The 14584-nt window shown below is 61.2% G+C and carries 12 protein-coding genes; 4 read left to right on the plus strand and 8 right to left on the minus strand.

Features of this window, described 5'->3' with window-relative positions; genetic code table 11:
• A partial coding sequence (locus LB558_RS23465) for a Crp/Fnr family transcriptional regulator (RefSeq protein WP_224699724.1) occupies positions 1-222 on the plus strand: 222 nt, incomplete at its 5' end.
• A 16-nt stretch (positions 223-238) separates the two neighbouring features.
• A complete protein-coding gene (locus LB558_RS23470) occupies positions 239-505 on the plus strand; it encodes a DUF6894 family protein (RefSeq protein WP_224699725.1) in 267 nt (88 codons plus the stop codon).
• Between the two features lie 773 nt (positions 506-1278).
• Here LB558_RS23470 and LB558_RS23475 read toward each other — a convergent pair.
• Positions 1279-1572 carry a helix-turn-helix domain-containing protein gene (locus LB558_RS23475; protein WP_224699726.1) on the minus strand — a complete coding sequence of 98 codons (294 nt, stop codon included), beginning with the start codon at positions 1570-1572 and terminating at the stop codon, positions 1279-1281.
• A gap of 2179 nt (positions 1573-3751) precedes the next feature.
• On the minus strand, positions 3752-4171 hold the full coding sequence (locus LB558_RS23480) for a hypothetical protein (RefSeq protein WP_224699727.1): 420 nt from the start codon (positions 4169-4171) through the stop codon (positions 3752-3754).
• A gap of 556 nt (positions 4172-4727) precedes the next feature.
• On the opposite strand from LB558_RS23480, the gene LB558_RS23485 reads away from it, so the two are divergent.
• Complete coding sequence (locus LB558_RS23485; RefSeq protein ID WP_224699728.1) at positions 4728-4982, plus strand: MAPEG family protein; 255 nt, start codon at positions 4728-4730, stop codon at positions 4980-4982.
• A gap of 83 nt (positions 4983-5065) precedes the next feature.
• Here LB558_RS23485 and LB558_RS23490 read toward each other — a convergent pair whose 3' ends face one another.
• From LB558_RS23490 to LB558_RS23515, 6 genes are all read right to left on the minus strand, one after another.
• Positions 5066-6052, minus strand: coding sequence for an ABC transporter permease (locus LB558_RS23490; RefSeq protein WP_224699729.1), 987 nt, complete (start codon positions 6050-6052; stop codon positions 5066-5068).
• A 4-nt stretch (positions 6053-6056) separates the two neighbouring features.
• Entirely contained in the window at positions 6057-7061 is a 1005-nt protein-coding gene (locus LB558_RS23495; protein ID WP_412033494.1) for an ABC transporter permease, read from the minus strand.
• A complete protein-coding gene (locus tag LB558_RS23500; RefSeq protein ID WP_224699730.1) occupies positions 7058-8605 on the minus strand; it encodes a sugar ABC transporter ATP-binding protein in 1548 nt (515 codons plus the stop codon). The genes LB558_RS23495 and LB558_RS23500 overlap by 4 nt, the downstream gene beginning before the upstream one ends.
• Positions 8606-8665: 60 nt before the next feature.
• The gene (locus tag LB558_RS23505; protein WP_224699731.1) at positions 8666-9646 is read right to left on the minus strand and encodes an ABC transporter substrate-binding protein; all 981 of its coding nucleotides are present in this window, start codon (positions 9644-9646) and stop codon (positions 8666-8668) included.
• 98 nt (positions 9647-9744) lie between these two features.
• Positions 9745-11364 (minus strand): GMC family oxidoreductase, encoded by a 1620-nt coding sequence (locus LB558_RS23510; RefSeq protein WP_224699732.1) that lies wholly within the window; start codon positions 11362-11364, stop codon positions 9745-9747.
• A complete protein-coding gene (locus LB558_RS23515) occupies positions 11361-12083 on the minus strand; it encodes an FCD domain-containing protein (RefSeq protein ID WP_224699733.1) in 723 nt (240 codons plus the stop codon). The genes LB558_RS23510 and LB558_RS23515 overlap by 4 nt, the downstream gene beginning before the upstream one ends.
• 222 nt (positions 12084-12305) lie before the next feature.
• On the opposite strand from LB558_RS23515, the gene LB558_RS23520 reads away from it, so the two are divergent.
• Positions 12306-13409 (plus strand): mandelate racemase/muconate lactonizing enzyme family protein, encoded by a 1104-nt coding sequence (locus LB558_RS23520; protein WP_224699734.1) that lies wholly within the window; start codon positions 12306-12308, stop codon positions 13407-13409.
• The last annotated feature ends 1175 nt before the right edge of the window (positions 13410-14584 follow it).

Genomic DNA, 14584 nt, shown 5'->3' on the forward strand with positions numbered 1-14584 from the left:
ATCAAGGATCACGTGGCGAACCTTCCGATCACACAGGCGGATCTTGCCGACGCGTTGGGCTTATCCACCGTGCACGTGAACCGAACGCTTCAGGACCTTCGACGGGACGGGTTGATATCTACCGAGGGCTCGCAATTTCACGCTGTTGATTGGGCCGGCCTCGTTCGAGCAGGAGATTTCGACACGACCTACCTGCATCAAAGGAACGCCAAAAAGGTTTGAGGCAGAGGTGGGCTCGATGGCGAGATATTTCTTTGATTGCGGCGACAGCGATGCGGTCATCAAAGATGAGGTAGGCATCGAATGTGATGGGATCGAGGCGGCACGTCGTGAGGCCATGGAAGGCCTGATCGACTTGGCCAGAGAATCCCTGAAGAATCTCGACGACCAGCAATTGTTCATTCAGGTCCGGGACGAGAAGGGCAAAAAGCTGGCAAGACTGAGTCTTTCTCTTCAAATGCAGCCGAGGACCAATGAGCTAACCGACTCGAGCCTACCTGCATGACGGACTCTACCGCAGCGTGCTAACGCCCGCGCTACGGCAGGCGCGCATTACGTCGGACCTGTCACATTAGGCTTTGGTCTCGATTGCTGGTTGTCACAACGTAACCGCTGTTCTCAGGCCACGGCCTAAAGTGGGAAAGAGATGTGCCGGTATCACCTGCTCCGACCACTGCCGGTTTTCGTCAGCCAATCGCTCGTGAACGCCTGTCGCACACACTGCGGGAACAAACATTGGCTCCGTGCCGGCACATTCGCCAATGGCACTCGCGCGGAGCGGCGCCAAGCGAATAACTGCTGTGGAGATAATGCATATCGCCCGGCCATCGCGCTCACGGTCCTCGCCGTCATCGTAGCTCTCCGCCACAATCCGCGCCTTTTTCTCCGGCAACCATTCGCGCCGTCGGCCGGAACCCGTGAACACCTTGAAACGTCGCGCCGGCTCAGGATCGTTGGACTTAAGCGTAGGCTGAGAAATCGTCATATGTCGAAGCCCTCAAAGGCTCCTAACATCGCGGCTCACAACCACGCGCGAAGGCGGCGCTAGGACAGCGCTTACGTCACAACTGGCTGCCAGTGGCGCCTGTCAGTCGGCGGCGCGACCTATCGCTGCCAGCGACCTCGCGCACCAGATGACCATGAAGAGTCTGGAGGGTATCCGAACATGCATTACAGCAACGAAGCCTCATCAGTTCGACCGGTTTCTTGCCTCGCCTTTAGGTGGGCTGTGGCTTGGTCAAGCGGACTGGTAATACGCGGCTTCAAGGACCTTCATTGCTATGCTTGTCTCTGCCGGCGGCGCCACATTCTATTGGTGGTGGCGGGACCGCTATGACCTTCACGGCAGGCTAGCGATGGAGCGCCTTCGAGGGTGAAAGTAATTCCCGCGTACTCAAATGCCTGGCGCATGGCCGCCATCTTGTGGGGAGGCGGATTTCGAATACCGTTCTCAAAATCTCTGACCGTCATTTCGCTAAGACTGGCTTTTGCGGCAAGGCGCACTCGGGACCAGTTCAGCAAAGCGCGTGCTGCTCTCGATTGAGCTGCTGAGAGTTGGGTTTGGCTGTCCATAGGATTTGAACATTCGATACGTCTAAAATGTTCCTTCGATCTATGCGACGATCGGAGGATCGATTCCGCGCTCGGGGACGGTCGTCACGGGCGATGTCTCAGCAATGCATGCGATAGGCTATAGGCGGGCACCTGGACGAGGTGTGGGTGGCAAGCAGTGGGCGGCTGAAACGAGCGCTGCGGGTTGGCTGGCGTCCGCACGCTACCGCAACCAACCCTGTCGTGGCTCGTTGACCCATGCTGGTTGGTCCCAGCACACTTCAGAACCTGCCCGCCACCACTTCCCGGTGGCGGGCAGCCGCTCTGGCGAACGACACGTCGGGGGTAATCATCCCGCCTGTCCATCGAGGACCACCACCGCCAATAACAAGGCGAGGCCCGACCTTCCAACCAAATTTGATTTGAGCGTTGTTGGCGAAATCGACAGAAGAACTAGGGGGAATGGTTGGCGGTACCTGGGATGTCCGAGTGCACGGCTTCGAATTCATACTGTTTCAGGGGATCCGGGAAACTTGATTATCCTTCCACGGTCTTCCGGCTCCAGCCGCTCGTGGCCAACCCGTTCTTGTCCGGCGCCAGCCACGGTTCGGGACACTGGAAGCATCGTACTGGGTGGAACCTTCCGCAGCCCGTCGCGTGGCACCGGCAAACGAGTGCGAGACGCTGCCTCTCGTTTGAGCCTTGGGACCTGCGGCCCGCTGCCTATTGAGGCGCCGGCGGCGGACCCTGTTTAAGCCGCTGCATCCACGGGGAATCGACCGCTCAGAGGGTCAATGTTCCACTTGAGGGTCAGCTCCTTTGGTTGAGGCAAAGGAGGGCCGGTTATTCCACAACGACAAAGAGCGGCTTGTGCGGCTTTTCGTGCCAGATGCTTGGCGAAGCTCACGCATGTCAACCTGCTCACCGCACGTCGGGCAGGTTAGGCTGAGGGGCAAATCGCGCCTGATAGCCAGCCCCGGGTTCCGACCTGGATTGGCGCAATGCCCGATTCGTCTGAAGGGCCGCTCAATTTCTGACCGAGTCGAGATGCAGACTATCATAGTTGATTGTTGCTGCTGGTGACCTAGCGTAATCAAAGGCTCACTTAGCTTTCCAACAGAGGACGGTATGTTGTATCCAGGTCGATTTTTGGAACCGAGCGATATTGTGATGCTTGCCCGTGTTTGTGAGACGGTCTGCAAAGAGCGCGGCTTACCTGTTGCTTCGCGGGCCGGAGAGCGCACAGCTGCGCACGTACTCAGGCTGTTTATGAACGGCTTGACTGGGGAGAATGAGCTGCTCGATGCCGAGAGGAACTGGGCTCGAGGGAGTGATCTGGCTTTCGAGCAGGCTCATGTCAGCTACGAAGACACAAGAGAGGCCGCGTGATTCAAAGCTTCCTGAGAATTGAAGTAACGAAGAAACTGCTCGCTCCACGGGGCGAGCCCCAGAGGCACCTTCTGTATAGGAGGAGGGGGTGTTGCTTGCAGTTCAGGTGAGCGCAAAACCTCCGCACCCAGCCCCATCAGTGGGCGATTTTCTCTTCCTGGAAGTTGGGTGGTCAGACTAAGGAAGATCGATGCGTAGTGTGTTCCGGGCGATCTTCCAGGCCGACTCGACATGCCGCCGCGCTGCGGCTTGCGCCGCTTCCGGCTTGTGCGCGCGGATCGCATCATGGTCTTGTTCATCTCGGCCATCGCCGCTTCGCGCCGGTCGGTCGAGACATCAGGCAAGCGCATCTTTTTCGATCCCGGCTCGGCCTTCTTGTTTCCGGCCTGAAGGGCCGGATTGGTAAGGTCACGTCGATGTTGGTCAAGGTCCGAAGAACCGCGTCTTTATATCCGTGTTTAACGCTGCCGATCCGCTCCTGGCCCAACGCCGACGGACTGCTTTGCGCCGCATGCGGGACGGGTTCAAGGGAGCACCTGGTTCCCGCGCTTGCGCTCGCCGGCCGCGTTGCTGAGGCGCAGGAGGAGGCCCGCCTGTTTCTCGCGGGCAACCCAAATTGAGGGTCGGGGATCTGGTTGCGAACTCTCCTTCAAAAGCCCGAGCGATGGGCAGCCGTTTGTTGATGGCTGGCGTCTGACGGGGCTGGGGGAATAGCGCGTTGGCGCAAGGCTGAAAGGGTGCTTACGGCCGCCTAGCAGCCTCCTTCGGCGCGACGCCAGGCGCTCGCCGCGCGGTCAGTTTCAAAAGGCGGCTACGGCATGTCCTCGTTATTAGTCCCATGCTTGCTGGAGCCATGCATGTACGACTGGGTTTCGTCCAGATCGATCTTGCCGTCATCATTCTCATCGATGCTACTGAGTATCCTGCCGACTGCGCCTTGAACCTCGCCCTCTGACAGCGACCCGTCGCCATTGGTGTCCAACAGCCCGAACATCAGTCGCATGCCGGTACCCCACATCATCCGATGATGACGGTGTCCAGCGATTCTGTGGCCACGTCGGCGGTCATCGGGGTTCTGCCAACGGTCGTGGCGGTTGGCTTCGTCGGGGCGATCAGCATTGCCGCCGCCCTGGTCGTTGTAGCTATCTTCCTCATCGCGGTAACCTTCCTCAGCGCCGCGATCCTGCTGCATTCGCTCTTGGACTGCTTGCTCAACCATCTGGCGGATCATTTCGCGTGTTGGTCCGTCCGCCTGTCCGCTCGCATCCGGCCCGGCGCCGGGCTGTTCAGTCGCCGGAGCGGGTGCAGGCGTCGAAGGCGCCGGTGTTCCGCTTGTCTGGGCGAAGGCGGGGGTGGTCAGGACTATGAAAGCGGCGGCTGCGGCCGTCGTGCTGTGTGGAAATCTCATGGGATGCTCCATATCGGTCGTGTCTGCTTGGACCGCCAAACTGGAGGTTGATCTGATTGTTCCCTGACGGGCACCAGGTCACGGCGAAGTTACAGCGGCATGTACCCGTCCGGAGCCCAGACCACGGTTCTTCGCCTGGAAGGTAATTTCGGCGTATTTGGCGCTCGGCATCGCGAACGACTGCCTGGAAGCGCACATACTCAACCGTCACTTGATCCCCTAAGCAGAACGACAGGTGCGAGAACCGGAGGCAGCACATGTCTGCAAGTGCCTGTGCATTGACTGGATTCATATCGTGGGGGCTGGCCCTGCTAATTCTGATGGAAGTCACCCGGACCTATCTGGTGATTTCCGGGAAAGTCGCGGATGACGGCCCTTTGTGCAGCGGCTGGCCCGCGCCCACGCCAACTGCATTGAAGGGCTTCCAATCTTCGAAGCCCTGATGGGCGTCGCAATTATTACTGGCAAGACAGATATCACCAACCCCTTGGCCTACACACTTCTAGCCGCACGACTGGTCCAGTCGACAATCCATCTCGTCTCCACCAGCGGGCTTGCGATCGGTCTCCGATTCACGGCCTTCGCGGTGCAAATGGCGATCGGGACTTATTGGTCCGTGATGCTGTTGACCTAAGCGCGCGGCGACCCCAGAACCACGCCCATTTAAGGTAGAAGGATCCACAGCAGGGTCTGCCTGCGATTGGACCCTTGCGGCGCTCATACGTAGCTTCTCGTTCCGGGCCGGGTGCCGCGCCTTCCGGTAAGCCGCGCCTGAAGCAGCACTACGGCCAGCAGGAAGAGCCCCCGGATAACGGACTGCCAGTAGGCCGAGAGGGAGATCCAACCCATCCCGTTTTCAAAGTTCAGGATGTTGAAAAGGATGCCGAGCAGGAGCACGCCGGCTAGCGTGGTCAAGATCGAGCCCGAGCCGCCGGTAAGCAGAGTGCCGCCCACCACCACGGCAGCGATGGCAAACAGCTCCCAGCCGACGCCTTCGATCGGCTGGCCGGCGCCAAACTGCGAAGCGAGAACGACGCCGGCGAGCCCGGCCAGGCACCCGCTCGCCACATAGACGAGAAACTTGACGCGGTCTGTGCGCAGACCCATCAGCCGCGACGCATCCTCGCCGCCGCCGATTGCCAGCACCGTCCGTCCCGTGCTGGTGTAGTTCAGGACGACCGATCCGACCCCATACGCGACCAGGGCGATGACCGCCGGAATCGGGAAGATCCAGAAATTCCCTTGGCCGATTGCGGTGAAACCTGAATCGTAGGACACCGACACCGTCTGGTTGCCGGCAAGAAGCAGCGCCGAGCCGCTTGCGGCCAGCATGGTGGCAAGCGTGGCGATGAAAGGCATCAGGTTTCCTCGCGTCACCAAAAGCGCGTTGATCAGGCCGGCTGCCAGCCCCGCGCCCACGCCCGCCGCAAGGCCGGCCGCGATGCCGTGAGGGCTAGCCAGGGCCGAAGCGACGCTGCCCAGGGCAGCAACCGAACCCACGGACAGGTCAATGCCGCCCGTCATGATGACGAAGCACATGCCGAGCGCGACGAGCGCGAACATGGAATTATAGCGGAGCACGCTCATCACATTGAAGAAGCCCAGGAAACGCTCGTAGCGCAGGAATCCGAAGAGGACGAGCGCCGCAAGCGCGATGACGACACCGTAGGTGCCGATGATGCGGACCAGTCGAGCGCTGTTCATGGATTTACACCCTGTGTTGCTGCTGCAGCCAGACGGCGAACGCGATGATGCCGGCCTTTGCCACGAGTGCCGCTGCGTCGGGCACGCCATTGGCGAGCAGCGTGTAGCGCACCAGCTGGATGGTAAGGGCGCCGAGCAGCGTGCCGATGATCGTCGCCTTGCCGCCGCTGAGCAGCGTGCCGCCAACCGCGACGGCCGCGATGGCGTCGAGTTCCATGCCTAGCCCGACAAGATTTGCGTCGCTGGAGGAATTGATTGCGATGACCACCAGGCCGGCCAGCCCTGCGCACAGGCCGCTGATCGCATAGACCGCGAGCTTGATCTTCGATACCGCGATGCCGGCGAGTTCCGAGGCCTTTTCATTGCCGCCGACCGCCAGGATGCTCCGTCCAAACACCGTGCGGTGAAGCGCCCACGCCGCCGCCGCGACCAGCACGGCCATTATGATGACCTGCGCAGGGATGCCGAGCGGGCGGGCAAGCCCAATCCATTGGAATTGGGGCACGCGGAAGGTCTGCAGATTGCCGTTGGTCATCACCTGGGCAATCCCGCGCCCGGCGATGAACAGCACCAGCGTTGCGACGATCGGCTGGATGCGGAACCGGGAAACCAGCCAGCCATTGAATAGCCCAAACAGGCCGGCAACGAGGATCGATGCGATCATCGCGAGGGCCACCGCCAGATAGATGTTGCCGACGGGGAAAATCGTTCCCAGAAAGATCATCGGTGCCAATGCGCCGGAAATCGCCATCAGCGACCCAACCGAAAGGTCGATGCCGCCTGTGCCGATTACCAGCGTCATCCCGACCGCGACGATGACTATCGTGCAGACCTGGGTCAGGTTGACGTTGAGCGTCTGCAGCGTCGCGAAATTGCGCGTATAGGCAAAATTGAAGGCGATGAGCAGCACCAGCGCGATCACCGTGCCGTAGCGCGCCAGAAAGCCGAACAGATTGAAGCCGCGGGTTGCGGCGTCGTGGGCTGCGGATGGCCTGGTCAGATCGCTCACGCTGCCGCCTCTTCCGCCGAATTCCCATGCGCCATCGCCGCGAGCACGTCCTCCTCGTTGGCTGCCTGGCCTTCCAGTTCGGCCACGCTCACCCCCTCGCGCAGGACGAATATCCGGTCGGCTCCTTCCATCACTTCCTCGAGTTCCGAGGAGATCATCAGCACGCCGAGCCCGTCATCGGCAAGCTTGCGGATGAGGCGCTGAATCTCGCCCTTGGCTCCGACATCGATGCCGCGTGTCGGCTCGTCGAGAATCAGCAGCTTCGGGTTCATCGCCAGCCAGCGGGCGAGCAGCACCTTTTGCTGATTGCCGCCGGAGAGTTCCCGGACCTTTTGATTGGGACCAGAGCATTTGATGCCGAGTTCGCGAATGAAACGCTCGACGATCTCCCGCTGCCGGGCTTCGTTGAGGACGCCGTTGCGACTGATCTTTGGCAGCAGTGCCAGCGTTATGTTCTCTGCCACCGTCATCTCCGGCACGATGCCCTCGGCCTTGCGGTCCTCTGTGCAGAAGCCCATTCCGGCGGCGATGGCGTCGGCGGCTCGGGCGGGCCGGTAGGATGCCCCTTCCATCGCCATCTCCCCGGCCTTCAGGCGGTCCGCGCCAAATACAAGGCGGGCTGTTTCGGTGCGGCCGGCGCCGAGCAAGCCGGCAAAGCCGGCGATCTCGCCTCGGCGCACGTCGAAAGTCACATCACGAACCGACTGGCCGGCCGCCAGCCCTTGCGCGGTAAACAGCACGTCGCCGATCCTGGATCGATCGCGCTCGCCGAATGCGGTCGCATGGCCCTCGACCGCCGCGACATCGCGGCCGAGCATGGCCGCGACCAGTTCCAGCCTGCCGATATCGCTCATCTCTGCGCTGCGCACAGTGCGGCCATCGCGCATGATCGTGACCCGGTCGCAGACCTCGTAGAGCTCGTCGAGCTTGTGGCTGACGAATAGAACCGAAACGCCCTCGGCCTTGAGCTGCCGGATGACGCTGAACAAAACCGAGACTTCACGCTCGTCGAGTGAGGACGTCGGCTCATCCATGATCACGAGGCGGGCGGAAAAGCCGATGGCGCGGGCGATCGCTACCATCTGCTGCGTGGCGGTGTTGAAGTCGCTGAGCGGGTGGCGCACGTTGATGCGGATCGAGAACCGGCTGAGCAGACGCTCGGCTTCCGCATGCATCGCGCTCCAGTCGAGCAGGCCGCGGCGACGTTTCTCGCGTCCGAGGCAGATGTTCTCGGTCACCGAGCGGAGCGGGACGAGATTGATCTCCTGGTAGATGGTGCTGATGCCGCTGACCTGCGCCTGATGCGGAGAGCCGACCTCGAATGGCTTCTGCTCGAACAGGACCTGGCCCGCATCCTTGCGGTAATAGCCGGTGAGCACCTTGATAAGCGTCGACTTGCCCGCGCCATTCTGGCCGATGAGGGCGTGGACCTCGCCCGGCCGAACCTGGAGCGACGCGTCGGCGAGGGCAGGGATGCCGGCAAAACGCTTCTGGATGTCAAGCATGTCCAGGAGCAGCGCGGCTGGGTCCGGCTGAGCGGTCATCGGCGAACTCCGAAACCCTACCCGCCGAAGCGGGTAGGGAAGATGGCAGGAGAGTGGATATCAGAATGCAATAGCGAAGTCCTTCTTCGCATTCGTCGCGTCGAAGAAGGCATCCTCGTTCTTGATGAAGGGCGGGATCTTCTTACCGGCGGCATAGTCGGCCATCGTGGCGAAAGCCTTGGGCCCGAACAGCGGGCTGCAGGCGCAGATGGCCCCGATCTTGCCGTCGATGATCGCCTGCACGCCTTCCTTCTCGCCGTCTATCGACAAGATCAGCACATCCTTCCCGGGGGTCTTTCCGGCAGCCTCCAAAGCAGCGATCGCACCCAGCGCCATCTCGTCATTATGCGCGTAGATGATATCGGCGTCGGGATGCGCCTGAAGCAGCGTCTCGGCGACCTGCCGGCCCTTGTCGCGCGCGAAGTCGCCGGACTGGGACGCCAGGATGGTGAACTCCGAATGCTTGGCGATAAAGTCGTCGAAGCCTTTCTTGCGGTCGGTGGCCGCCGAGGCGCCCGTCGTGCCTTCCAGTTCGATGATCTTCGACTTGCCATTGGCGTTCTTGACCAGCCATTCGCCGACGCGATTCGCTTCCTCGATGAAATCCGAACCGATGAAGCAGACGTAGTCCTCGCCCGGCTTGGCCATCGTGTGGTCGACGTCGCGGTCGACCAGGAACACCGGTATGCCGGCATCGCGCGCCGCCAGGATGACTGGCACCAGGGGCTTGTCCTCGCGCGGCGGCAGGAAGATGGCGTCGACGCCCTGCGCGATCATCGAGTTCACGTCGGAGGCCTGCTTGGCTGACGACCCTGCGGCATCCGTGTAGACCAATTGATGGCCTAGCTTGGCGGCTTCGTCCTGCATACTCTTGGTCTCGGCAAGGCGCCACGGATTGTTGCTTTCCGTCTGGGCGAAGCCGACCTTGTACTTGTCCTTCTTGGCAAGCGGCGGGAGCGCCGCGAAGGCGCGTGAGCCGAGGGTCAGCGCGACAGCGCCGGCGGCGGAGCCTACGAGTAGTTTTCGACGGGTAATGATCATGCTCTTTCCTCCTTGATTGTCGCTGTGCGACTGTGGACTTTCCTCACGATTTCGGCCCGACGGTCTTTGCATGCTGCCGTCGGCAACCTGGATCAGTTCTATGCCGCCTCCAGGATGAGGTCGGCGCAGCGGTCGCCCAGCATCATCGCCGGCGCGGCAGTGTTGCCGGCATTGATGTTCGGGCAGGCCGACATGTCGGCAACCCGCAGATTGTCTATCCCGCGCACGCGCATCGCTGCGTCCAGTACCGCCATCCGGTCGCTGTCGGGGCCCATTCGGCATGTACCGGCCGGATGATAGTTGGTCTTGACGAAGCGCTTGCAATGGTTTGCCAGCGCCTCATCGCTGAGATCGTCCTGACTTGGCACGGCGATGGCCTTGACACGATCGGCGAGGGGCTTGGTCTGGAACGCCTGCAGGAAATAACGCTGACCAGAGATCATATCGCGCATGTCGTCTGGATGTTTGAGCAGATTGGGCGAAACGACTGGCATGTCCTTGGGGTCCGCCGAACGCAGCCTCACGAAACCACGCGACTTCGGCTTCACCACAACCGTCGTGACGGTAAGCCCATAGGTGTTCTCGACCAGAGCCAGGATATCGCGGTCCAGATAGACGTGCGGAACGCAGAAGGCCTGGATCGTCGGTTCACCATCCGGATCGGCCGGATTGACGAAGGCGCCGGCCTCGACGCCGGCCGACAGGATCGTGCCGGTGCCGAAGAGTTTAAAATGCAGGCCGTTCCTGATCATTCGCCAGCCTTGGCCTTGCCTGAAATAGCCGTAAGGGCCGTTTGCCGTGGCGATGATCGGGACCTCGGGATGGTCGATCAGATTCTCGCCGACCCCGGGAAGGTCGGCGACGCAGGCAATGCCACACCCGGCAAGCGCGTCGGCCGGACCGATACCGGACAGCATGAGCAGTTTCGGCGAGATGAGGGCACCGGACGAGACAATCACGTCGGCATCCGCATAGATGGTATGCTCGGTGCCCGATGAATCGGAGTAGACGACGCCGGTAGCCCGTCCGTTCTCGATCAGAAGCCGGTTGACAGTGCAATGGAGCTTGAGGGTTAGCTTAGGGTCATTCGTCAGCGGCTCGATGAAAGCGTAGGCGGCACTGCTGCGCTTTCCGCGCCGGTTCATGAACTGGTAGAAGCCGACGCCGCGCTGCGACGGCCCGTTAAAATCATGGTTGTACGGCAGTCCCAGCCCCTGGACGGCCTGGACGAACCAGCGCGAAACATCATCGATGTGGCCGGGATCGGAGACCAGCAGCGGACCTTCGCTGCCGTGCAGTTGTCCGCCGAGCCGATTGTTTCCTTCCATGCCGGTGAAGTGCGGAAGCACCGCCTGCCAATTCCACCGTACGCCGGCATTGTTGCCGCGCAGCATCTCGTCCCACTCGTCGTAGTCGGCCGAGCGGCCTCGCATATACACCTGGGCGTTGACCGAGGTGCCGCCACCCAGCACGTTGCCTTGCGAGATTTCATGAACGCGGCCGTCGAGGTGGGCTTGCGGCTCGGTGCGGTAATAGCGCATGAACTTCGAGCCGTTGATCATCTTGAAGATGCCGGGCGGCATGTCGAGCAGGGGGTGATGATGAGAATGGCCGGCCTCCAGCAGCAGGGTTCGCCTACCTGCTTTGACCAGCCTTGCCGCGGCGACGCATCCGGCTGCCCCGCCGCCCACCACGATGTGGTCGTAAGACTGTGTCATGCCTCCGGCGCCTCATGTCTCTCGAAAGTGCCGCGCACATACTCCCAGGCCGCCGAAAGGTGGTTGAGCAGCGCCCGCTCGGCGCCGTCGGGATCCCGCTCAATGATGGCCATGCAGATTTCCCGGTGGCTGAGGAAATTCATGCCGTTGCGCTCGGGCGATCGAGGCATGCGCATCCACTGCGGCGACAGCCAGGCGGTGAATGCCTTGTGCACCACAGGAAGCACCGGGTTTCGGGCGATATCGTAAAGCGCGGCATGGAAAGCCACGTCGGTTGCGTAGAATTTCTGCGAGTCCGCAATAGCCGCCTCATTCATCGCCAGCGCGGCCCTGAGTGCGGCGATGTCTTCCTTGCGGGCATGGATCGCCGCGTTGCGAGCCAGGGACGCCTCGAGGAAGACGCGCACGTCGTAGAGGTTCTTCACGCCTGCCTGGTCGCTTAGCAGATGGCCGACAATGCCCTCAAGCGCGCCGAGCGCGGCATCGAGGCCCGGCCGGCGCGCAACGGGCCGGAAGCGTGGGCGCGCTTCCACCAGGCCGCGGCTGGCCAGGCGCGCAATCGCCTCACGCACAACGCCCCGGCCCACGCCATACTCGATCATCAATTCGCGCTCGGCCGGCAGGTAGCTGCCGTCGCCAAGCCTTCCCGAGGTGATGTCGGCCTCGATGCCGGCCACCATCGCGTCGGCCGCCCGGGCGGCGATGGTGACCGCAGGCATCCCAGGACGCTCTCCTGTATCCAGCAAGTCTGCTTCCTTCCAGTGTGATCCCATTAGAAAGTAAATCAGACCAAAGCACAAGCGCGATGATGGTTTTGTAGGACCAAATGGCTGGCCCCGGCTAGCCATTCGCAAAGCAATTTGCCAAATTTGAGCTACGCGATTGCCAGTTAATTAGCTTGGTGCAATTATGGTCCGACGAAAAAACCGATGGGAAGCAGCATGAAACGTACCGAGATCACGGAGGTCGAGACCCGGCTGTTCCGGGTCCCGCTGCGTGAGGTGATGACCGATGCCAAGCACGGCGCACACACGCATTTCGAGCTGGTGACCGTCACGTTGAGGCTTGCCGATGGCACCGAGGGCACCGGCTACACCTATACCGGCGGCAAGGGCGGCTATGCCATCAAGGCCATGATTGAGCATGACCTCGCGCCGTTCCTGCGCGGGCGAGACGCAACCGGAATCGAGACGCTCTATGACGGCATGCTGTGGCACATCCATTATGTCGGGCGCGGCGGCATCGCTTCCTTCGCGATATCGGCGATCGACATTGCGTTGTGGGATATCAAGGGCCGGCGCAGCGGATTGCCGCTGTGGCAGATGGCTGGCCGGGCAGGGAAGACCGCCAAGGCCTATCGGGGCGGCATCGACCTGAATTTCACCCTCGATCAGCTTCTGACCAGCATCGATTCGTATCTGAAGGCCGGCTTCACGGCGGTAAAAATCAAGGTCGGGAAGGACAATCTCGCCGATGATGTCGCCCGTGTGAAGGCGGTGCGCGAGCGTATCGGACCCGACACCACTTTTATGGTTGACGCCAATTATGCGATGGACGTCCCGCGAGCGATCGAGGCGGCGAGAGCGTTCGCGCCTTACGATCTGCTGTGGTTCGAGGAACCCATCATACCCGACGACTATGAAGGTTACGCCAGCATTGCCAAGGCCACGGGTATGCCCCTGGCCATGGGGGAGAACCTGCATGTGATCGAGGAGTTCGAGCATGCCTTTGCTTGGTCGAAACTCGGCTACATCCAACCTGACGCCTCCAACTGCGGCGGAGTGACGGGCTGGCTGCGCGTGGCAGCGCTCTCCCGCAAAGCTGGCATTCCGGTCTGCAGTCACGGAATGCAGGAACTTCATGTCAGCCTCGTTGCAGGTCAGACAAATGCCGGCTGGGTAGAGGCGCATAGTTTCGATATTGACCAGTACACCATTGAGCCGCTTAGACTTCAGGATGGTTTGGCGATAGCACCCGACGAGCCTGGCGTGGGCGTTGTCTTCGATTGGCAGAAATTGGCGGCCTTCACGAACACGCCCGCCTGAACCGCAGCACACGCCAAGACTTCGACGGCGTCAGTTTGCCTGGGCGCCTCTCATTGTGCAGATGTTGCTGGTTTAGTGCTCCCGGACACGTCGCCGAGCGCAATGCCTGAGGCGAGCCTCCAGCTCCGCACGATTTCGGGCCCGGTCGGCGGCAGGGGCCTATCGTTGGGTACGATGAGGGCAGTTCTGAGCAACCAGACAGTGACCCTGCGCGATTGGAATCGGAATTGCGACCGTAGCACGCCTTTCAGGCGTCAAGTTTTCAATCACTGAACAGCAACCGCAGCGTCGACGAAATCTGAATTGGGCTGTTGTCACAGTTGATTGCGAGCCTCCGGCAACCTGGGTAAGTGGGATGCAGCTTTTCAGGAGAGCGGCACGTTGGACCCGTGCCATTTTTTGGAACCGAACGAAATTGAAATGCTTGCCCGAGTTGCTGAGATGATTAGTAACGAGCGCGGTGTCGCGTCTAAGTCGCCAGGAGCGCTTGGCTGCACACGTGCTCAAGCTGTTCGTGAACGGCTAGATAAAGAGCATGAGTTGCTGGGCCCGCGAAAAAACAGGGCTCGACCTCAGCGCACGATCTGGTCTGATCGGCCTGCGCGGCTGATTGTCGAAAGACCTAAGTGTCTTTTATGACCCTCGCTGCTCGCACAAGCGATGACCAGTCAGCGCCCATAGCTGCGACAAGGTCACGAGCATCTTCGTCGGATATTCCGGTGTGGTCTGCTAGCTTCCGTGCCAGCAACTCGAACGCTAATTCTACAATTGTCACAGATCGGACCCTTCCGAAAACAGTCACAACGATACCATGCGAAAAGGGCTTGCGCATTTGCACATGTTAAGCGCCGTCATGAATGTCTCATGTACCGCAGAATGTGTGTAGGACGCGTTCATCCGGGCGTGGCGGGTCAGCATAGCGTTCCATCTCCGGCTGCTCATCGAAGGGCCGGCTCACGACCCTCAGAAGCTCCTCGGACGAAGTCGCTAGGTTTCGTTTGCGGGGTCGCGTTTCAATTGGCATGTCAGGTACTCCTGTTCGCTCGCCGGGAAGGGCGCCTGTATCCGGTGCCGTTGCCGTTCTCGGGGCGGGCTGTTCCACTGCGGGCGACGATGGTGAATCCGGTTCGATCCGTTCCTCGGCGATCAGCCTGGCGCCGCGTTCGTATGTGAGG

The organism is Mesorhizobium sp. CO1-1-8 (assembly GCF_020164875.1).
In the GTDB taxonomy this organism is placed as follows: Bacteria; Pseudomonadota; Alphaproteobacteria; order Rhizobiales; family Rhizobiaceae; genus Mesorhizobium.